The organism is Oceanobacillus sp. FSL W7-1309 (assembly GCF_038002145.1).
Classification (GTDB): Bacteria; Bacillota; Bacilli; order Bacillales; family Amphibacillaceae; genus Oceanobacillus; species Oceanobacillus profundus.
This window is the reverse complement of record NZ_JBBOBX010000002.1, coordinates 913,992-934,934: the sequence shown is the minus strand read 5'-3', so window position 1 is coordinate 934,934 and position 20,943 is coordinate 913,992. Positions and strand designations below refer to the sequence as shown.

Genomic DNA, 20,943 nt, shown 5'->3' with positions numbered 1-20,943 from the left:
TAGTATAATAGATTAGTCAGGGGTGAAATCATGTTACAAAGTAAAGCAAATTGGAAATATACGTCACTACAAGAAGCAGCAGTAGATTGGGAAGACGATGCAGTTGCATTATCTCCAATTGTCAAACAACTATTGCAGCAAAGAGGAATAACGAGTATTGAAGAAGCAAGACAATTTTTATCACCTGATATTAAAAATTTACACAGTCCGCTTAAAATTGATTCAATTGAAAGAGCAGCAGGACGTGTACATAAAGCGATAGATAATGATGAAAAAATCTTAATTTATGGAGATTATGATGCGGATGGTGTCAGTTCAACTACAGTTTTAATAAAAGCTTTGGAAGAGCTTGGGGCGAATTGTGATTTCTATATACCAAACCGATTTACAGAAGGATACGGGCCGAACGAAGCTGCTTTTCGAGCAGCAGCAGAAAATGGATTCACATTAATTATTACAGTAGATACAGGCATTGCGTCAGTTTATGAGGCGCATGTGGCGAAGGAATTAGGAATTGATTTAATCATTACAGATCACCATGAGCCGCAAGAAGAATTACCGGATTGCTTTGCCATCATTCATCCAAAATGCTCAGAAGGTTATCCATTCCAAGAGCTTGCAGGTGTCGGTGTAGCATTTAAATTTGCCCAAAGTCTACTCGGCTATTTTCCGAAGCACTTGCTAGAGTTTGCTGCAATTGGAACAATAGCAGACCTCGTTCCACTCGTGGATGAAAATAGAGTACTCGCATTTTATGGATTGCATGCATTAACGATATCGCAAAACCCAGGAATTAAAGCCCTTAAACGGGTTTGTAAAGTTGAGGGCAATGTGACGGAAGAAGATGTCGGTTTCTTGATCGGCCCAAGAATAAATGCCGTGGGCCGACTGGAAAACGCTGATTTAGCAGTTCAATTGTTATTAACAGATGACGATGAAATTGCACAGGAAATGGCAGAAGAAATTAATGTGATAAATGACGAACGCAAAAAGATTGTAAATAACATTTTTCAAGAGGCACAGCAAATCGTGGAATCCTCTGCAACACACGATGTAATTATCGTTGCAAAAGAAGGATGGAATGAAGGCGTGCTTGGAATTGTTGCGTCCAAATTAGTTCGAAAATATGATCGCCCTGCAATTGTCTTAACAATTAAACCAGAATTGAATACTGTTAAAGGTTCAGCAAGAAGCATACCTGCTTTTGATTTTTTCAAAAATGGGATGCGGATTAGAGAGTTATTTACACATTTTGGAGGACATGCACAGGCTGCAGGAATGACATTCCCACTTGATAATCTACCACTTGTACAAGAAAAGTTAGATACGTTTATTCGAGAAGAGCTTACAGAATCAGATTTTAAACAGGTAATTGAAATTAGTGCACAGCTAAAAGTGGAAGAAATCGATGAAGAACTTGTCCAAGAAATCGATAGACTCGCACCATTTGGTATGAAGAACCCTAAACCAGTCTTTGAATTGAAGGAAGCACCGGCTGATGCCAGGAAGATTGGTAGTGCAAAGAACCATCTGAAGCTTCTATTCAAAAAAAATGACCAAACACTAGATAGTATAGGCTTTGGTATGGGGGAATTGTACGAGCATATTTCTCCAAGTGCAGTATTATCATTAGTTGGAGAGCTTGGAATCAACGAGTGGAATGGTCATCGTAAAGCACAGTTTCTTATTGAGGATATGAAGATTGATGAATGGCAGTTATTTGATTATAGGGGAAAGAAAAATCGCAACGTGCACTTAGATACAAATAACGCATTTGTAATTACCACGTCCAGTGAACCTGTTTATGCAGATGTTGAGCAAATTAACTATGATACATCAATTCATGCTTTGGAGGAAAAGCAAACACTGTATATTTATGACCTGCCGGCTAACCTTGCACAGCTAAAGGCTATTATAAAGCAAACAAAGCCGGTTAATATAGTTGCGTGTTATCATATTGAAGACAGTGCGTATCTATCAGCTTTTCCATCTAGGGAAGAGTTCGTTTGGTTCTACGCACTTGTTCGAAAACGAAAAGTGCTTGATTTAAAAACAGAGCTACAGACTATTATGAACCATAAAGGCTGGAGTAAGGATCGAATTATCTTTATTTCAAACGTGTTTTTTGAACTGGGATTTGTTAAAATAGAAAATGGAGTTATTGAGTTGGAGACAAATCCGGAGAAAAAGGATTTAAGTGACTCGAAGCTATATCAAGAACGGTTGAATAGAGCGGATATTGAGAAACAGCTTTATTATTCGAATTATGAAGAATTGAAAATGTGGATGGAAAGCTGTATGGATTACTTGAATATCCCCGAGGAGGAAGTAGTAAATGGATTATAAGCAACATATAAAAATTGTTGAAGATTGGCCAAAAGAAGGAATTAAATTTAAAGATATTACACCATTAATGGCGGATGGAAAAGCATATAAAGCAGCAGTAGATGAAATCGTAACATATGCGAAAGAAAAGCAGATCGATATTGTTGTTGGACCCGAAGCTAGAGGGTTTATTGTAGGGTGTCCAGTTTCCTATGCACTCGAAATAGGCTTTGCTCCTGTTCGAAAGGAAGGCAAGTTGCCGCGTGAAGTAATTAAAGTAGATTATGGTCTCGAATATGGTACGAATGTACTGACCATTCATAGAGATGCAATCAAACCGGGACAACGGGTTTTGATTACGGATGATCTGCTGGCAACTGGCGGAACAATTGAAGCTACGATAAAGTTAGTGGAAGAGCTCGGCGGTATCGTTGTCGGCTGTGCTTTCTTAGTTGAACTCGGCTACTTAAACGGTAAAGAAAAGCTAAAAGACTATGATGTATTAACATTAATGACATATTAAATTTTTTATAAGGTCTGACGTCTATTTCTCGTCAGACCTCTTATTATAGAGATTTTACAATGGACACATTATACGGAAAAGCATATAATTAAAAATATTTAAGGGTTTCGTATTCTATGTGCTACAATTGTTGAAGAATATCAATTATTAAATAATGCAGACGGCTAGTAAAGGTGATTTCATGGCAAAAGACGAAAATGTAACAATTAATGACATTATCAATATGGCAACAAAGTATCTAGCTACTGAGGATGTGGCGTTAATTAAACGCGCTTATGACTTTGCAAACGAGGCACACCATAATCAATTTCGAAAATCTGGCGAGCCATATATTATTCATCCAGTGCAAGTAGCAGGTATTCTTACTCAACTCGAAATGGATGCAGAAACAATCGCAGGCGGATTTTTGCATGATGTTGTGGAGGACACGGAAGTAACTCTTGCCGATTTAGAGCAAGCATTTAATGTTGAGGTAGCCATGCTTGTAGATGGTGTCACAAAACTCGGAAAAATTAAATACGAGTCGAAGGAAGTTCAACAAGCTGAAAATCATCGAAAAATGTTTGTGGCAATGGCGAAAGATATTCGCGTAATTTTGATTAAACTTGCAGATAGACTGCATAATATGCGGACATTGAAGCACCTTCCTCCAGAAAAGCAACGTCGAATTTCTAATGAAACACTGGAGATTTTTGCGCCGTTAGCTCATCGACTGGGAATTTCAACTATTAAATGGGAATTGGAAGATACCGCTCTACGCTACTTAAATCCACAGCAATATTATCGTATTGTTCAATTAATGAAGCAAAAACGTGAAGAACGGGAATCATATATTAAAGAAGTAATTCAGGAATTAGCTGTCGAATTGAATGATGTCAATATTGAAGCAGAGATGTCTGGTCGCCCAAAACATTTATATAGTATTTATCAAAAAATGGTCAAGCAAAATAAACAATTCAATGAAATATATGATTTATTAGCCGTTCGGATTATAGTGGAAAGCATTAAAGATTGTTATGCAGTTCTGGGAATTATCCACACAAACTGGAAGCCAATGCCTGGAAGGTTTAAAGATTATATCGCAATGCCAAAGCAAAATTTATATCAATCACTTCACACGACTGTGATTGGGCCGAAGGGTGATCCACTCGAGGTGCAAATTCGCACAAAAGAAATGCATGAAATCGCAGAGTACGGAATTGCTGCTCATTGGGCATATAAAGAAGGAAAGCAAGTGAAGAGTGGGAAGAAATCATTTGAGGAAAAATTAACGTGGTTTAGAGAAATTCTTGATTGGCAAAATGACACCCATGATGCAGAAGAATTTATTGAATCTTTAAAGATCGATTTATTTTCCGATATGGTCTATGTCTTCACACCAAAAGGCGAGGTAATCGAACTTCCTTCCGGTTCCATTCCACTTGATTTTGCTTATAAAATCCATACTGAAATCGGAAATAAAACGATTGGTGCTAAAATCAATGGAAAAATGGAACCACTGGATTACAAGTTGGAAAATGGCGATATTGTGGAGGTTATGACATCAAAGCATTCTTATGGACCTTCTCAAGATTGGCTGAAGATGACGCAAACTTCGCAAGCGAAGAGTAAAATTAAACAATTTTTTAAGAAACAGCGTCGAGAAGAGAATGTAATTAAAGGAAAAGAAGCTGTTGAAAAAGAAATTCGGGCATTGAATATTGAACCGAAGGAAGTACTTGTTCCTGAGAATATGCAGCGCGTGTTTGATAAATTCAATTTTACTGGCGAGGAAGATATGTATGCAGCAGTCGGTTACCAAGGAATTACAGCTGCATTAATCGCTACCAGGCTGACAGAAAAAATCAGACAGACAAAGCAGAAGGTACAAGATTTAGAAACAACGCTCGAAGAAGTTAAAACGGAAACTAAAACACAGCGTTCGCATAAACGGGATTCTGGTGTAAAAGTTGAAGGTGTTGATAATCTTCTAGTTCGACTCGCGAAATGCTGCAACCCGGTTCCTGGTGACGATATTCTTGGGTATATTACGAAAGGTAGAGGTGTATCGGTACACCGTTCAGACTGTCCTAACGTACAAACACAGGAAGCAAAGGAACGCTATTTGCATGTAGAATGGGAAGAAGGCAACTCAGATCGTAAACAATACCACGTGGATATTCAAATTACAGGATATGATCGGAGAGGTCTGCTTAACGAAGTCCTTCAGGTTGTCAATGAGATGAAAACGAATATGACACATGTAAATGGTAAGTCTGATCGCAATCGAATTGTCGTTATACAAATTACAATACTCATTCATAATACAGGACATTTACGTAAGGTTGTTGAACGCATTAAGCAAATTAGAGATGTATATACAGTAACACGAACTGTTCAATAAATTGTGCTGATTGATTGGATTAAGGGAGTTTTTGATAATGAAGGCAGTAATACAACGAGCAAAAGATGCCAGTGTAACGGTAAAGGGTGAAGTTATAGGTGAAATAACCGATGGATTTGTCGTGTTACTTGGGGTGACACATGATGATACCATTGAAGATGTTCAGTATCTTGTAAATAAAATTGTTCATTTGCGTGTCTTTGAGGATGAGAATGAAAAAATGAATTTATCATTAAAAGACATTGGTGGAAGTATCTTGTCGATTTCCCAGTTCACGCTGTACGGTGATACACGAAAAGGAAGAAGGCCAAGCTTTATACAAGCTGCGAAACCAGATTTTGCAAATGAACTGTACATGTCTTTTAACGCATCGATTAAAGAGCAAGGAATTCCTGTGGAGACAGGTGAATTTGGTGCAATGATGGATGTACAATTAACAAATGTTGGACCTGTTACACTAATTATTGATAGCAAGGATAAATAGAAAAAATAAGGGAGGCAATCTAATCTGCCATCCCTTATTTTTTTATTAGGGAATTCATTAAACTGAATTTTTTAATGCTGTTATTCTGCAAGGTATTTAGCTAGACCCTGCATAATACCGTGTACAAGCTGTTGCTGATAAGTTTGTGTTTGTAGCTGTGCCTCTTTTTCAGGATTAGATATAAAACCAAGTTCTAGCAACACTGAGGGTTTAAGGTTTTGACGAATTACATATAAGTCACCCTCATGTATACCTCTGTCTCGTTCTCCACTTTCTTCAATTATGCCCTGTTGAACTTTTTCTGCTAGATTTTCACCCTGATCTGTGTAATAGAAGGTTTCGATACCAGAAACATTTGGGAATTCAGGGATGCTGTTATAATGGATACTTAAAAATGCATCCGTGTCGAGAATGTTGGAGTAGGTGATCCTGCTAGCTAGTGAAATGAATTCATCTTCCTTCCTAGTGAGAAGTACATTTGCCCCTAGTGCTAAAAGTTCTTTCTCGAGTTCATGTGCAGTTAAATAAGCGATATCTTTTTCATAAGATTCGGATGCGCCAATCGCACCCACATCACGTCCGCCATGACCAGCATCGATAACAATCGTTTTATTTTTCCATATATTACTGTTTGATTTAGTGTCTTTAGATTCGACAAGACTTTTCTTAACAAAGCCAGTAATCTCATCATTTGCAACTTCATACCAATTATTTGTAGCCGAAATAACTTCTAATTTAGTATCTTTTTCAGCAAAATGTACAATGGCATAATCCGTAGAAGGCCCTTCACGAAGCTGTGTATTATCATGCTGGATAATGATGCTATCCATATCACTATGTACTTCGCCTTCCTCTGTTTCATTCGATTGAGGTTCGGAAAGCGTAACGAATTCCAATGCAACCCAGCCGGTTTCATCTTCTAAATTAATTTCTACCCAATCGTTTTCTTGGCCAGTGACGGTAAATGTTTGACCAGAATCAAGTTTTCCAATGCTTTCATAGTCTGTACCTGGTCCACTACGGACATTTAAATTTGAAACATTTATGGTAGCTTCAGCTGCACGAACGTTAAATGGTTCCGATAGCAAGAAAAATACCGCTATAAATAAAAATAATATAATTTTTCTTGAATGCACGACGTTCCTCCCTAACCTTAAGTAGTTTATTTCATTTACTAAGTATAATAAAAATCTCATTTAAAGGCAAAGCTAGAGGTAAAGTGATGTACAATTATAAGGAGGAGTTCGTCCGTGCGAATGAATGAAAAACAATGGAACATTGGAAATCAAAAGGATATTTTATCTCCAGATTTACATCGATTTACCGAATTAGAAGGAAGGGGAACCAATCTGGAAATAGCAAGTGAGTTAGGAATTGCAATCGAAGATGTCAAATTATTAAAGAAAAAACTGAATCGTGCTTGACAATCATTTCGGTTCCGCTTAATATAATAGACATTCCAATATATATTAAATACCGTTGAAGGAAAAAGTAATTGAAGTACCACTGGTGTAGAGAGAAAATGTCAATGGCTGTGAGCATTTTCCCAGATGGCTTAATGAAAGACACTCCTGAGGTTTTATATCGAAATAGAGTAGGTATGAACGTTTTGCAGGCGTTAACTGTGAAGAGCGGGTGCTGTTATTTTAGCATCAACTAGGGTGGCAACGCGGGAAAAATCCCGTCCCTTATTTTATATAAGGGACGGGATTTTTCTAATTTATTACAATTAATAAGGAAACAGGGGGTTTTGAGATGAGTATGAAGGCACCAAGAGGAACGGTGGATATCTTACCAAAAGACGCAGCCAAATGGCAATATGCAGAAAATAAAATTAAAGATGTGTGTGGTCGATTCCATTTTAAAGAAATCCGCACCCCTTTATTTGAACATACGGAAGTATTTCAACGCGGAGTTGGAGATTCTACAGATATCGTTCAGAAAGAAATGTATACTTTTGAAGATCGTGGAGGAAGAAGTCTTACATTACGCCCAGAAGGCACTGCATCCGTATCACGGGCATTTGTTGAAAATAAATTGTTCGGGGATCCAAATCAGCCAGTTAAACTATACTATTTTGCTCAAATGTTTCGTTATGAGCGTCCCCAAAAAGGGCGTATGCGTCAATTGAATCAATTTGGTGTAGAGGTACTTGGTAGTGCTGATCCAGCAGTTGATGCAGAAGTAATCGACCTTGCGATGACAGTATATAAAGAGCTCGGATTAACATCATTAAAATTAGTGATTAATTCACTTGGAGATAAAGAAAGTAGAGATAACCACAGACAAGCGCTTGTCAATCACTTTGAACCATATAAAGAAGAGCTTTGTTCGGATTGTCAAAAACGATTATCGCAAAATCCACTTCGTGTGCTCGATTGTAAAAAAGATCGTGATCACCCAACAATGAAAACAGCTCCTTCAATTCTTGACTATCTAAATGAGGCATCGAAAACCTATTTTGAGCAAGTTCAAGAATATTTAACGATAATGAATATCGATTTTGTAGTTGATCCAAATCTTGTTCGTGGACTTGACTATTATAACCATACTGCATTTGAAATTATGAGTGAAGCAGAGGGTTTTGGTGCTATTACAACGCTTGCAGGTGGTGGGCGATACAATGGTTTAATCGAGGATCTTGGAGGACCAGAAACCCCTGGAATAGGGTTTGGTATGGGATTTGAACGTCTACTTATGGCACTTGAGGCAGAAAACATTGAAATTCCAATTGATGAGAGTCTTGACTGCTTTGTTGTTGCAACCGGATCAGGTGAAGTTGAAAAAGAAGCAACACGACTCGTACATGAACTAAGAACGAACGGAATCCAAGTGGATAAAGATTATCAAGGTCGAAAAATGAAAGCACAATTCAAAGCTGCTGACCGTTTCCAATCGAAATATGTTTTAGTACTTGGAGATGAAGAACTTGAAAAGAAAACCATTAATTTGAAAGAAATGGAAACCGGACAACAATTAGAAGTGCCAGTAGAGAATCTAATTGAAGAATTGCGAAAAAGGCTTTTAGGAGGAAAATAGAATGAATGAAAGAATTTATACAGAAAAATTAACAGAAGCAATGATAGACCAGGAAGTACTCCTAAAAGGATGGACACAGAAGAGACGTGATTTAGGTGGTTTAATTTTTATTGATTTACGTGATAAATCAGGACTAGTTCAAGTTGTCTTTAATCCAGATAACTCACAGGAAGCATTAGAAATTGCGGAGCGGATTCGTTCGGAGTATGTTGTAGAAGTACGAGGAACAGTTGTTAAACGTGATGAATCAACAATAAATCCGAATATGAAGACCGGAAACATTGAGGTTGTTGCTTCATCCGTGACGATTTTGAATAAAGCGAAAACACCACCATTTGCAATCCAAGATGAGACTGATGTTTCCGAGGATGTAAGGTTAAAATACCGTTACTTAGATCTTAGAAGAAATGAATTACAGGAAACGTTCAAGCTGCGTCACAAAACAACCCAAATCATTCGGAACTTCTTGAATGACCATGAATTTTTAGAAATGGAAACACCAATATTGACAAAGAGCACTCCAGAAGGAGCGAGGGATTATCTCGTACCTAGTCGCGTGCATTCAGGTGAATTTTATGCATTACCACAATCACCACAGTTATTTAAACAGCTCATTATGGTAAGTGGATTTGAAAAGTATTATCAAATTGCTAGATGCTTCCGAGATGAAGACTTACGGGCAGATCGCCAGCCTGAATTTACACAAATTGATATTGAAACCTCCTTCCTGACGAGTGACGAAATCATGGAAATGACGGAAAGCATGATGCAGAAGGTTGTTAAGGAAGTAAAAGGCATTGATATTGAACTTCCTTTGCCTCGATTGCCATATGATGAGGCGATGGAGCGTTTTGGTTCTGATAAGCCGGATACAAGATTTGGACTTGAATTAGTCCAAGTATCGGATGTTTTAGCGGACTCAACGTTCAAAGTGTTCCAAGGGGCAATTGAATCAGGTGGGAAGGTTGCACTCTTAAATGTAAAAGGTAAGGCTGCTACCTTCTCTCGTAAAGATATTGACAAATTAACGGACTTTGTAAAGGTGTATGGTGCCAAAGGACTTGCTTGGGTGAAGGTAGAAGGAGACGAATTAAAAGGACCTATTGCTAAATTCATCACGGAGAATGAAAAATCAAGTCTTTTGGAAAAAGCGGAAGCAACAGATGGAGATTTGCTTTTATTTGTAGCAGATAAAACCTCTGTCGTATATGACAGCCTTGGAGCACTACGCCTGAAGCTAGCTAAACAGCTTGAGCTTATCGATGAATCAAAATTCAACTTTCTCTGGGTAACAGATTGGCCGTTACTTGAGTATGATGAGGAATTAGGCAGATATTTTGCGGCACATCATCCATTTACATCGCCAGTTGAGGAAGACCTAGGTAAATTAGAAACTGACCCAGCTAATGTTAAAGCAAATGCGTATGATCTTGTGTTGAACGGTTATGAGCTAGGCGGAGGATCGATTCGTATCTATCAGAAAGAACAGCAAGACCATATGTTTAACGTGTTAGGTTTTACAGAAGAAGAAGCTCAAGAACAATTTGGGTTCCTGCTTGAAGCTTTAGAGTATGGAGCACCACCACATGGTGGCATAGCGCTTGGTCTTGATCGGATTATCATGCTGCTTGCTGGTAGATCGAACCTGCGGGATACAATTCTTTTCCCGAAAACTGCCTCTGCATCTGATTTAATGACAAATGCACCAAGTGAAGTTAGTCATGCACAGCTAGATGAACTTGCTATCAAGCTTTCAGAGAAAAGTGCAACTAAATAATTTACAAGCACTTTTACAATGAGTACGGATATTACGGAAAGCAATTAAGCAATCCTTCCTAGATTGACCATGGCTAACAAGTCATTTTCAAACTAGGAAGGAAGAAATGATGAGTTCAAATTTAATAGTTGTAAATATTGAAAAAAATCATCTGGTATGTTAAGATAAATTTACAAATCAGCAAATTTCATTTCAATCCTGATGTGTTCGTCTATTATAAGTATTTTGACCGAACAATTGTATACTTGGGAGCTCGTTCTTGTTTTTGTAGTGAATGCATGCCTTTATGATTATTCATTCCTGGAAGCATGATATCTATAAAACTGGGCACCCACCTGTCTGAAGCGGGATCAAAGCTCAAGATAGAACGGCACAATCGGGATTGACCGAATACATAAACGAGAAAGGAAAAAGGACCAAAGGGTCCTTTTTCCTTTCTCGTTTATATTAATTTGATCCATGAGCTAATTGTTCTAAGTTACCATTCTTATCCATTCGGAAGGTGGGAGCTGTACGACTTTCTTTATCATCGAGTACAGTCATTTTTCGGGCTCTGTCCATAATTTGAATGAAAGTCTGGTAATCTTCTTGAATTGAGACCAGTTGATCCTCTGTAGATGAAAGCTGTTTTTCTAGTTCTTGAACTTTCGATTTTAACAGGTTATTTTCTTTTTCAAGTGCCTCTGATACTGCTTTTGATTGAGAGGAAGCATTCGATTCCTTTTTTAATTCTCTTAAGTACTGAATCACCATATCAATGTTTAAGCTTGGTGCTTCTGCTGCAACAATAGAATGCGTATTAAGATTAGTTTCTACCACTTCTGTTACTGGAGACAATGAAATGGCAGGTACTCTTGTTTTCTTTGTCGAAGTATTTAATGCTCTTTTCTTTTCTTTTCGTTGTCTTTTTGCAAGATCGATAGCACTCTCATATTTTGACCTTACTTCGGCGTTCCAGCGGAAACCGCAAGCTGCAGATGTGCGATTTAAATGGTCTCCAACCTCATCAAATGCATTTAATTGTGTACTGCCCTCTCTAATATGGCGCAGCACTGTTTCTGCAAGTAGTAAATCATCTTCATGTGACCAAGCGTCTTGTCTAACTTTAACCAATATATTCAACTCCTTTTTCATAGTAGTACAACAATAGATTGCATGTTTTAAGTCTATTATTACCGCATAAAAAAGGAATTATACATATTGGGAAAATCTCTTATAGAGGTCGTTCAAAAAGTCCGGTGAAAATGACGCTTCGAGAACAGAGGATCTTCGACTAACTCCCGAGACGTCCTTTGTCGAACGTTGAAGTTACCACATTTTGCGGAAGGTCGTTGGCTTTCTTTACCTGTGTCAGATTGTCTGCTCAAAGCTACACCGGTCGAACTGCAGCGTACTTTTCATCCTTCTTTTGAATACGCACTTATAGGTTATTTTTTACTCTCACTCTGAATTTTATCATGAACCTGCTTTAATGCTTGTTCGAATTTACCACTATTTTTTGGTTGGTAGTAGTTTTTATTTTTGATAGAGTCAGGTAAATACTGCTGCTGAACCCAAGCCCCATCGTAATTATGTGGATATTTATAATCAATCCCTCGACCAAGCTTTGCTGCGCCAGTATAATGTGCATCTTTTAAGTGTGCTGGGATATCACCGCTTTTTCCACTTCGAATATCGGATAAAGCTGCGTCAAGCGCTTTATATGCCGTATTTGATTTGGGGGAAAGGGCAAGTTCAATAATCGCTACAGCTAATGGGATTCTAGCTTCAGGGAACCCAAGTCTTTCTGCAGCTTGAACTGCTGCAACAGCACGTGGACCAGCCTGTGGATTTGCAAGACCAATATCTTCATAGGCAATGACAATCATTCGGCGGGCGATACTATCAAGGTCACCTGCTTCAATTAATCTGCCTAAATAGTGCAGCGCAGCATTCACATCGCTTCCACGAATTGATTTTTGGAAAGCAGAAAGCACGTCATAGTGTGCGTCGCCATTTTTATCATGTGAAAAACTTTTCTTTTGCATGCATTCTTCAGCTGTGTCCAAATCAATTATAATTTGGTTATCGTTATTTTCAGGCGTGGATGCGACCGCAAGCTCCAGTCCGTTTAAAGCAGATCTTAAATCGCCATTAGCTGAATTCGCAATATGGTCAATTGCCGGATCTGTAATAACAATATCTTTATTTCCATAACCATTTTCACTATTTTCCAAAGCACGGTGAATCGCAGTTTTTACATTTTCTGAAGTTAAACCATGCAATTCAAATAAATGACATCGACTACGAATTGCTGGATTAATTGAATGATAGGGATTGCTTGTCGTACAGCCGATTAATGTTACTAAATTGCTTTCTAAATGAGGCAGCAGGAAATCTTGCTTTGCTTTATCTAAGCGATGTACTTCATCAAGTATTAAGACGACCTGTCCCATCATCTTTGCTTCTTCGACTACTATTTCCATATCTTTTTTCTTGTCAGCAACTGCGTTAAGCATTTTAACTGGAAGACCGACACTTTTAGCAAGTACATATGCCATGGAAGTTTTCCCCGTTCCAGGTGGTCCAAAAAGAATCATCGATGCTAATTGGTTTGCTTGTACCATTCGATTTATGATTTTTCCTTCGCCGACAAGGTGTTCCTGTCCAATAATATCTGTAACTAATTCAGGTCTCATTCGAAATGCGAGAGGTTTTTGTTTCATTTATATCTCCCTTTATATATAATTAATTAATTGTATTAGGATTGCTAAAATGCAAGACCTACTCCATTCATGCTATAATAACAAATATTATAAACGAATGGGCGTTTGAAAGAAACAGAGGTGCATAATAGATGAAAATTTCAACTAAGGGTAGATATGGTTTAACCATTATGATAGCTTTAACAAAAAAGCACGGGGATGGTCCTTTATCGTTAAAGGCAATTGCCCAAGAAAATAACTTATCGGAGCATTATTTAGAACAACTTGCTTCACCGCTACGAAATGCCGGATTGATTAAAAGTATCCGTGGTGCATATGGTGGATATATTTTATCGAAGGAACCGAAGGAAATTACGGCAGGGGATGTTATCCGTGTTCTGGAAGGTCCCCTTACAATTGTGGAAGGAATTGAAGATGAGCAACCTGCACAGCAAGCGTTGTGGTTAGAAATTCGTGATGCGGTAAAGAACGTTTTAGATAATACCACTTTAGAAAATTTAGCAAATCATGATGATGATGAAGTGCAGGATTCTTACATGTTTTATATTTAAGGACAAAAGCGGAAGCGCCGGGGTAACGATATATGGACTCCCCGTACTTAGGGGTAGTCTGGCTTGTCGATCATTCTTGCGGAAGTGAGGTCAGTCTCGCTTGTCGTTGGGCGCTAAGCTGGAAGCAGAAAGGAAATGTATTATGGAACCAATTTATTTGGATCATGCTGCAACAACGCCAATGGATGAGGAAGTTATTCAAGCAATGCTTCCAGTATATAAAGAAAGTTTCGGTAACCCATCAAGTGTGCATTCTTTTGGAAGAAAAGGACGTCAGATACTTGATGAAGCTAGGCGTGTTATGGCGTTAAGCATTAACGCGAATGAAAAAGAAATTACCTTTACAAGTGGAGGGACCGAAGCAGATAACCTCGCGCTTTTAGGAACGGCGTTAGCAAATCGGCAAAAAGGAAACCACATTATAACAACGGTACAAGAGCATCATGCAGTACTTCATACAGCTGAAGAGCTTGAGACCCTTGGTTTTGATGTTACGTATATTCCGGTGTATGAAAATGGAAAAATACGGATTGAGGATGTACAAGCTGCATTAACAGAACAAACGATTCTAGTGTCAATAATGTTTGTCAATAATGAGACGGGAATTATTCAGCCGATTAAGGAAATAGGAGAACTTCTGCATAACCATCAAGCATATTTCCATACAGATGCCGTACAAGCATATGGTTTAATTGATATAGATGTGAAGGAATTGGGAATTGATATGCTTACGGTTTCTTCGCATAAAATAAATGGGCCAAAAGGTATCGGTTTCTTGTATGCAAATGAAAAAGTCATGTTAAAATCACTGCAACATGGTGGGGAACAGGAACGTAAACGTCGCCCAGGGACGGAAAATGTTGCTGGTGCTTTTGGTTTTCAAAAAGCTGTTGAGCTAGCAATGGAAAATAAAGTGAGCAGGAAAGAACAGTATCAGGCATATAAAGAGCTATTTATTCGAACGTTAGAAGAAAATGGAGTACAATTTGAAGTGAATGGAGATATGCAAGCGGCTATAGCTTCGATTATTAACATTAGCTTTCCAGGAACAAATGTTGAAGCACTTTTAGCGAATTTCGACTTAGATGGAATTGCGGCTTCTAGTGGCAGCGCATGTACGGCAGGAAGCGTTGAACCGTCACATGTATTGACCGCTATGTTTGGAAAGGATAACCCATGCACAACGAATTCGGTTCGATTCAGTTTCGGCATTTTTAATACAGAGGAAAATGTGAAAGAAGCAGCTAAACGTGTTTCTCGAATCGTCAAACGATTATCAGCATAAAGTAAAATTTCGACAGGGGGATCTTTACAACCTCATTGAATGTTAGTTGAACGGATTAAATCCGTAACCTCAAGTACTTGGAACAACCTCTATAAAGGATAGTGAAGAAAATGAAAAATAATAAAGATACACGTGTCGTAATTGGCATGAGTGGAGGTGTTGATTCATCTGTAGCTGCATTGCTTTTGAAAGAACAAGGCTACGATGTTGTTGGCATCTTTATGAAAAACTGGGATGACACAGATGAATTCGGTGTTTGTACGGCTACGGAGGATTTTGATGATGTCGTCCGCGTCTGTAATCAGCTGGATATTCCGTATTACTCTGTAAACTTTGAAAAGCAATATTGGGACAAAGTGTTCACATATTTTCTTGATGAATATAAAGCTGGACGTACACCAAATCCAGATGTTATGTGTAATAAAGAAATTAAATTCAAAGCGTTTCTCAATCATGCTTTGGCACTTGGTGCAGACTATTTAGCTACTGGTCATTATGCACAAGTACGTGAAATAGATGGACGTGTCGAAATGCTTCGTGGAGTAGATGACAATAAAGATCAAACGTATTTCTTAAATCAATTATCATCCGATGTTTTAGAAAAAGTGATGTTCCCACTCGGCCATTTACCAAAATCCGAAGTTAGGAAGATCGCAAAGGAAAACGGTCTTGTTACGGCTGATAAAAAAGATTCTACTGGGATCTGTTTTATTGGTGAGCGGAATTTCAAAGAATTTCTTAGCGAATATTTACCGGCACAGCCTGGTGAGATGCAAACATTGGATGGCATGGTAAAAGGTCGTCACGATGGTTTAATGTACTATACAATTGGACAGCGTCAAGGTTTGGGGATCGGCGGTTCAGGGGATCCATGGTTTGTTGTGGGGAAAAATTTGAAAGAAAACATTTTGTATGTTGAACAGGGCTTCAGTCACGAAACACTTTACTCAGATGCTTTAGTTGCAACAGATGTTAACTGGATAAACCCGGATGTCATTACTGAAACGTTTACATGTACAGCAAAATTCCGTTATCGTCAAAAAGATAGTAATGTAACAGTTACTGTTCAAGAAAACGGAAACGTTTATGTGGAATTTGCTGAAAGCGAACGTGCGATTACTCCGGGACAAGCAGTCGTATTTTATGATGGAGATATTTGTCTTGGTGGAGCTACAATCGATCAAATTATAAAAAATAATCGCGCATTGGATTATGTTGGTTAAGTAAGGAGTTTTATCGTGGACAAGAATGCACAAGCAATACAATATATGAAAGAACAAAATTTTGAAGAAGCAGCAAAGTTATTCAATGAAGTGATTGAAAAGCATCCAAATGACGCAGTTGGTTATATAAATTTCGCCAATTTGTTAATGCAAGTGAATGAAAATGATCGCGCACTGCTTTTTTTAGAAAGGGCAGTTGAATTAGATCCATCGGCTGCTACTGCTTATTATGGATTAGGTAATCTATATTTTGAACAGTCTGCATTTCCAAAAGCGCAAGCCAATTTTCAAAAAGCAATTGAGTTAGGATTAGAAGAAAGTGATGTCTATTTCATGCTCGGTATAACTTTGCAAAGTCAAGAACAACCACGCCTAGCATTACCCTATTTATTAAGGGCAACGGAACTAAATCCGGATGATGAAGAAGTGCTTTTCCAATATGGGCTTTCGCTCGCACAAAGTGATAGTTTAGCTGATGCAGAGGCGATCTTTAAACGGGTACTTGAAATCAATCAGGCACATAGTGATGCCCATTACAATTTAGGCGTTATTTCATTGTTTAATGAAAAGGTGCAAGATGCATTGAAACATTTTGATGAAGCATTACGCATTCAACCAGACCATCTGCTTGCATTAAACGGTAAGCAAAACGTGGAGCAGTTTATAAACGAAAACAAGAAATAAAAGGTGTAGCTTCCAGTTTAGCGATTTACGAATAACTTCCTCATTTAGTGAGATTTGCCGTATCGACCGTCCCATCGAAGAAGATAGCGACCCAAAAAATTGTATGGTGTCGATGTTTGCATCATGGGACATGCGGTGAGGGGGGGCTGGAGCTGAAATAAGATAGTGGGGTTGTTTCAAATGGAACAGGATCAACAAACAATAGATGAACGAGGGTATATTAAAGGTGAAATTTTGTATACCATTTTTCATAATGAAACAGAACATTTTTCTATCATTAAGATCCGAGTTCAGGATACAAATGAAGATTTTAAAGAAAAAGAGATAGTTGCAAAAGGCTATTTTTCCAACCTCCAAGAGCAAACCCCCTATTTCTTTTATGGAACGTTTGAAAGACATGCCAGGTTTGGACTGCAGTATAAGGTTTCTTCCTATAAAACGATTGTACCAAATACAAAGGATGGTTTAGTAGCCTATTTATCAAGCGATCTCTTTTATGGTGTTGGGAAAAAGACTGCGGAACGAATCGTTGAGCATTTAGGCGAAACAGCAATCACCAAAATTTTGAATGATGGAAGTATTTTGCAGGGAGTTCCAGGACTAAAAAAAGAAACTGCTGAACGTTTAGCATCGAGTATACAGGAGAATCAAGGATTTGAACATGTTGCAGTTTATTTGGCCAACTATGGTGTTGGTTTAAAAATGGCACAGCGTATTTATAAAGAATATAAAGATGAAGCTATTGAAGTTTTAGAAGAAGATCCGTACCAGTATGTGTTCACAATAGAAGGATTTGGGTTTCGGACAGCAGATGACATCGCAAAACAGAATGGATTATCAATGACACACCCAAACCGAATTGGAGCTGGGTGTATTTATATCCTGCAAAAATGTATTCAGGATGGTCATGTATATCTTCCTATAGAACTTTGTGCAGACCAAGTTGGAGAGCTACTTAGCATCCATTCCGAAGAGGTTCGTATTATTACTGAACAAATGGAAGAATTGAATAAAGAGAAGAAAGTTATCATGAAAGACACTAAGGTGTACCTACCTTCGCTTTATTATGCAGAAGATGGCTTTGCAGCGAATTTAAAACGGATTATGGAGAAGCCCATTAAAGATGAAACACCGCTAGCTGAAATGATGAAAATAACGGGTGATATTGAAGAATCGGAAGTACTTAGCTATGGGAAAGAACAGTTTTCTGCGATTAATCAGTCGTTGCATTCAAAAGTAATGATTCTAACCGGTGGACCTGGAACTGGAAAGACAACGGTTGTTAAAGGGATTTTAAAAGCATATGCGACAATACATGATGTTTCACTTAATCCGAAAGATTATGATGATCCAGCTGAATTTCCATTCGTTTTAACTGCGCCAACAGGCAGAGCTGCAAAACGCTTGAATGAGTCGACTGGTCTTCCAGCACTGACCATTCATAGACTACTGGGTTGGAATGGGAGCAATGGGTTCAATAAGGATGAACAAGAACAGCTATCCGGAAAAATTCTAATTGTTGATGAGTTTTCCATGGTAGATATTTGGCTTGCGAACAGTTTATTTAAGGCAATTCCAGATGAAATGCAAGTATTGCTTGTTGGTGATGAAGACCAGCTTCCATCTGTTGGACCTGGACAAGTATTAACAGATTTATTAAATAGTAAATTACTACCGCTAGTTCGTCTGAATGAAGTATACCGCCAAAAAGAAGGATCGAAAATCATTCAGCTCGCACATGAAATAAAAAATAATCAACTGACAGTCCAATCGTTACAGAATGATAAAGATTTTAGTTTTATTGCATGTAATGAACATCAAATGCTTCAAGTAGTAACATCAATTTTCACAAAGGCTAAAGAGAAAGGACTTGATGTCAAGGAGATTCAAGTATTGGCTCCTATGTATCGAAGTCAGGCAGGGATCACGATGATTAATCAACAGTTACAGCAGTTGATTAATCCAAAAACAAAAACGAAGCGGGAAGTAAAGTACCATGATGTGGTTTACCGAGTTGGAGATAAAGTGATTCAGCTTGTCAATCAACCAGAGGATGGCGTATATAATGGCGATATTGGAGAAGTTGTTGCTATTTTTCGAGAGGAAGAGAATGTAGATAATGTGGAGCAGGTTGTGATTGCTTTTGATGATAAAGAAGTTGTTTATGAACGAAACAACTATATTAATTTTACACATGCTTATTGTATTTCGATTCATAAGTCACAAGGCAGTGAATTTCCAATTGTAATTCTTCCGGTTGTATCAACCTATTATCGAATGCTGCGAAAAAATTTATTGTACACAGCAATTACGAGAAGCAAAGAGTCTTTAATTATTTGTGGTGAACAACAGGCATTTTTAAAAGGGATTCAAACAATGGATACAAATAAACGCTATACGTCCTTGAAAGAGCAATTAAGTGGAAGAATGAAAGATTTGAAAATGGAAGAAGCCGAAGAAGTGGATGAGGAAGAAATCTCACCGTATGATTTCATGTAATGAAGGTATAAAAAATATACAAGCGGGCAAGTATAGTAGCGTAATACTCGAAAAGGAGTTAAAATCATGCTACGATGCCCGAACTGTAATGGAAAAGACATTGGAAAGATAGGAACACAGGATTATTATTGCTGGACTTGCTTTATTGAAATGACAGTGACAAGCAATGAATTAATGGTGCATCAAATCGAAGCTGATGGAAGCTTAAGCTCATTGGATGATTTGTTTACCAAAGAGGAAAGAAAATTACCATAAACACTCCCGGCTTAGGATAGCGAGATAATACAAAATGCCCCCGAGGAGTGTTTATCATGGTTGAGGACAAAAAGCGCTTTCGATTACTGTATTGGCTATTAATTGGGATTGTGTTATTTATATTTTCCTTTCTACTTGTAAAAACAATGCCATATTACGAAGCCTTTTTTTCATTTTTATGGAAGCTTTTCATTCCGTTTTTAATTGCAGCATTAATTGCATATTTGCTTCATCCATTAGTGGAAAAACTACATGAGTGGAATATCCATCGAGGTCTAGCGATCCTGTTAATCTATTTAATATTTTTTGGCGGGGTTGGTTATTTATTTTACAAAGGATATCCAGCTATTGTTCACCAGGTCCGTGATTTAAACGAAAATCTCCCTGAATTTATTCGCATGTACGAAAGCTGGATTTATCAAGTATACAGCTATACTTCGTTTTTACCTGAAACAGTACATGACAAAATTGATCAGCTGATAGCAACTTTAGAAACATCCTTGGATAATTTACTTGGTAGGCTTGCCTTAGGCTTTACACGAATTTTCGACATGATTCTTATTATAACGGTTATACCAGTACTCGTTTTTTACTTCATCAAGGATTATGTGAAGATCGAATCTTTTTTTATGTGGTTTATTCCAAATAAATATAAGGATGAAGCGGCTGAATTATTGAGAGAAGTTGATAAAGGACTTGGAGGCTATATTCGAGGACAGCTGATCGTCAGTTTATTTGTTAGTATTGCATGTCTAATCATTTTTAAATTGCTTGATGTTAATTACGCGCTGCTTTTAGCGATTGTAATGGGAGTTACAAATATTATTCCGTATTTCGGACCAATCATTGGTGCAATCCCTGTGGTGATGATTTCCTATACAATAGGGGGGAACACTGTAATATTTGTGATTATTGCTATTTTTGTCATTCAAGTAATCGAAGGGAACCTTTTATCTCCGTATATTATGGGGAAAACGGTTAAAATTCATCCTGTAGCAATCATCTTTGTTTTATTATTAGGTGGTCAATTATTTGGGGTCTGGGGTATGATATTGGCTGTCCCTGCATTAACGATTTTAAAAGTGATTGCCATACAGTTTGTTTCTCTACGGTCTAATCATTGACAATGCAACAAAAGTTTTTTATAATTACGCTATCATAATAAATGAAACGCGAAGAAGGCACAAAGTACATGAGCAGCTAGTTTAAA

At 37.8% G+C, this 20,943-nt stretch carries 17 protein-coding genes, 1 other RNA gene and 2 other annotated features (1 of these 20 cut by a window edge); of the genes, 15 read left to right on the top strand and 3 right to left on the bottom strand.

Annotated elements, in window-relative coordinates:
• The first annotated feature begins 30 nt into the window (after nt 1-30).
• The 4 genes from recJ to dtd all read left to right on the top strand — a co-directional run bounded on the left by recJ (nt 31) and on the right by dtd (nt 5,715).
• Nucleotides 31-2,346: a single-stranded-DNA-specific exonuclease RecJ gene (recJ, locus tag NST46_RS17355; protein ID WP_303447344.1), complete on the top strand. Its 2,316-nt coding sequence runs from the start codon at nt 31-33 to the stop codon at nt 2,344-2,346.
• Nucleotides 2,336-2,848 (top strand): adenine phosphoribosyltransferase, encoded by a 513-nt coding sequence (locus NST46_RS17350; RefSeq protein ID WP_095307153.1) that lies wholly within the window; start codon nt 2,336-2,338, stop codon nt 2,846-2,848. Before recJ ends, NST46_RS17350 begins: the two co-directional genes overlap by 11 nt.
• 181 nt (nt 2,849-3,029) lie before the next feature.
• Nucleotides 3,030-5,231: a RelA/SpoT family protein gene (locus NST46_RS17345; protein WP_095307151.1), complete on the top strand. Its 2,202-nt coding sequence runs from the start codon at nt 3,030-3,032 to the stop codon at nt 5,229-5,231.
• A gap of 37 nt (nt 5,232-5,268) precedes the next feature.
• Nucleotides 5,269-5,715: a D-aminoacyl-tRNA deacylase gene (gene dtd / locus NST46_RS17340; protein WP_303447342.1), complete on the top strand. Its 447-nt coding sequence runs from the start codon at nt 5,269-5,271 to the stop codon at nt 5,713-5,715.
• A gap of 80 nt (nt 5,716-5,795) precedes the next feature.
• On the opposite strand, the gene NST46_RS17335 is transcribed toward dtd, so the two are convergent.
• Complete coding sequence (locus NST46_RS17335; protein ID WP_095307149.1) at nt 5,796-6,851, bottom strand: N-acetylmuramoyl-L-alanine amidase; 1,056 nt, start codon at nt 6,849-6,851, stop codon at nt 5,796-5,798.
• Nucleotides 6,852-6,965: 114 nt separating this feature from the next.
• Between NST46_RS17335 and NST46_RS17330 the strand changes: the two genes are divergently transcribed.
• The 4 genes from NST46_RS17330 (at nt 6,966) to ssrS (ending at nt 10,918) form a co-directional block, all read left to right on the top strand.
• Nucleotides 6,966-7,139 (top strand): hypothetical protein, encoded by a 174-nt coding sequence (locus NST46_RS17330; protein ID WP_158586224.1) that lies wholly within the window; start codon nt 6,966-6,968, stop codon nt 7,137-7,139.
• A 46-nt stretch (nt 7,140-7,185) separates the two neighbouring features.
• Nucleotides 7,186-7,407, top strand: a binding site (T-box leader).
• A 63-nt stretch (nt 7,408-7,470) separates the two neighbouring features.
• Nucleotides 7,471-8,754: a histidine--tRNA ligase gene (gene hisS / locus NST46_RS17325; RefSeq protein ID WP_118889094.1), complete on the top strand. Its 1,284-nt coding sequence runs from the start codon at nt 7,471-7,473 to the stop codon at nt 8,752-8,754.
• 1 nt (nt 8,755) lies between these two features.
• The gene (gene aspS / locus NST46_RS17320; RefSeq protein ID WP_303447337.1) at nt 8,756-10,531 is read left to right on the top strand and encodes an aspartate--tRNA ligase; all 1,776 of its coding nucleotides are present in this window, start codon (nt 8,756-8,758) and stop codon (nt 10,529-10,531) included.
• Between the two features lie 192 nt (nt 10,532-10,723).
• Nucleotides 10,724-10,918: non-coding RNA, 6S RNA (gene ssrS / locus NST46_RS17315), on the top strand.
• Between the two features lie 60 nt (nt 10,919-10,978).
• Here ssrS and NST46_RS17310 read toward each other — a convergent pair.
• Together NST46_RS17310 and NST46_RS17305 are read right to left on the bottom strand one after the other, a co-directional pair.
• Nucleotides 10,979-11,644 carry an RsfA family transcriptional regulator gene (locus NST46_RS17310; protein ID WP_340001869.1) on the bottom strand — a complete coding sequence of 222 codons (666 nt, stop codon included), beginning with the start codon at nt 11,642-11,644 and terminating at the stop codon, nt 10,979-10,981.
• 314 nt (nt 11,645-11,958) lie between these two features.
• Nucleotides 11,959-13,236 (bottom strand): replication-associated recombination protein A, encoded by a 1,278-nt coding sequence (locus NST46_RS17305; RefSeq protein WP_341137513.1) that lies wholly within the window; start codon nt 13,234-13,236, stop codon nt 11,959-11,961.
• A gap of 131 nt (nt 13,237-13,367) precedes the next feature.
• Here NST46_RS17305 and cymR point away from each other — a divergent pair, with 131 nt between their 5' ends.
• The 7 genes from cymR (at nt 13,368) to NST46_RS17270 (ending at nt 20,857) form a co-directional block, all read left to right on the top strand.
• Entirely contained in the window at nt 13,368-13,787 is a 420-nt protein-coding gene (cymR, locus tag NST46_RS17300; protein WP_341137512.1) for a cysteine metabolism transcriptional regulator CymR, read from the top strand.
• A 142-nt stretch (nt 13,788-13,929) separates the two neighbouring features.
• Nucleotides 13,930-15,072: a cysteine desulfurase family protein gene (locus NST46_RS17295; protein ID WP_341137511.1), complete on the top strand. Its 1,143-nt coding sequence runs from the start codon at nt 13,930-13,932 to the stop codon at nt 15,070-15,072.
• 110 nt (nt 15,073-15,182) lie between these two features.
• A complete protein-coding gene (gene mnmA, locus NST46_RS17290; protein ID WP_341137510.1) occupies nt 15,183-16,295 on the top strand; it encodes a tRNA 2-thiouridine(34) synthase MnmA in 1,113 nt (370 codons plus the stop codon).
• A 15-nt stretch (nt 16,296-16,310) separates the two neighbouring features.
• Complete coding sequence (locus NST46_RS17285) at nt 16,311-16,979, top strand: tetratricopeptide repeat protein (protein WP_095307140.1); 669 nt, start codon at nt 16,311-16,313, stop codon at nt 16,977-16,979.
• A gap of 180 nt (nt 16,980-17,159) precedes the next feature.
• Nucleotides 17,160-19,478, top strand: a complete 2,319-nt coding sequence (gene recD2, locus NST46_RS17280) for an SF1B family DNA helicase RecD2 (RefSeq protein WP_341137509.1) — start codon at nt 17,160-17,162, stop codon at nt 19,476-19,478.
• Nucleotides 19,479-19,544: 66 nt separating this feature from the next.
• The gene (locus NST46_RS17275) at nt 19,545-19,733 is read left to right on the top strand and encodes a hypothetical protein (RefSeq protein ID WP_095307137.1); all 189 of its coding nucleotides are present in this window, start codon (nt 19,545-19,547) and stop codon (nt 19,731-19,733) included.
• Between the two features lie 56 nt (nt 19,734-19,789).
• Nucleotides 19,790-20,857: an AI-2E family transporter gene (locus NST46_RS17270; protein WP_095307136.1), complete on the top strand. Its 1,068-nt coding sequence runs from the start codon at nt 19,790-19,792 to the stop codon at nt 20,855-20,857.
• Between the two features lie 42 nt (nt 20,858-20,899).
• Nucleotides 20,900-20,943: a binding site (T-box leader), on the top strand (it continues 165 nt past the right edge of the window).

What these genes read in the sequence shown, in the direction of transcription:
- NST46_RS17295 (WP_341137511.1), top strand. Translation starts at nt 13,930, where the DNA reads ATGGAACCAATTTATTTGGATCATGCTGCAACAACGCCAATGGATGAG.
- hisS (WP_118889094.1), top strand. Translation starts at nt 7,471, where the DNA reads ATGAGTATGAAGGCACCAAGAGGAACGGTGGATATCTTACCAAAAGAC.
- NST46_RS17345 (WP_095307151.1), top strand. Translation starts at nt 3,030, where the DNA reads ATGGCAAAAGACGAAAATGTAACAATTAATGACATTATCAATATGGCA.
- NST46_RS17305 (WP_341137513.1), bottom strand. Translation starts at nt 13,236, where the DNA reads ATGAAACAAAAACCTCTCGCATTTCGAATGAGACCTGAATTAGTTACA.
- aspS (WP_303447337.1), top strand. Translation starts at nt 8,756, where the DNA reads ATGAATGAAAGAATTTATACAGAAAAATTAACAGAAGCAATGATAGAC.
- NST46_RS17270 (WP_095307136.1), top strand. Translation starts at nt 19,790, where the DNA reads ATGGTTGAGGACAAAAAGCGCTTTCGATTACTGTATTGGCTATTAATT.
- NST46_RS17275 (WP_095307137.1), top strand. Translation starts at nt 19,545, where the DNA reads ATGCTACGATGCCCGAACTGTAATGGAAAAGACATTGGAAAGATAGGA.
- recJ (WP_303447344.1), top strand. Translation starts at nt 31, where the DNA reads ATGTTACAAAGTAAAGCAAATTGGAAATATACGTCACTACAAGAAGCA.
- dtd (WP_303447342.1), top strand. Translation starts at nt 5,269, where the DNA reads ATGAAGGCAGTAATACAACGAGCAAAAGATGCCAGTGTAACGGTAAAG.
- mnmA (WP_341137510.1), top strand. Translation starts at nt 15,183, where the DNA reads ATGAAAAATAATAAAGATACACGTGTCGTAATTGGCATGAGTGGAGGT.
- recD2 (WP_341137509.1), top strand. Translation starts at nt 17,160, where the DNA reads ATGGAACAGGATCAACAAACAATAGATGAACGAGGGTATATTAAAGGT.
- cymR (WP_341137512.1), top strand. Translation starts at nt 13,368, where the DNA reads ATGAAAATTTCAACTAAGGGTAGATATGGTTTAACCATTATGATAGCT.
- NST46_RS17350 (WP_095307153.1), top strand. Translation starts at nt 2,336, where the DNA reads ATGGATTATAAGCAACATATAAAAATTGTTGAAGATTGGCCAAAAGAA.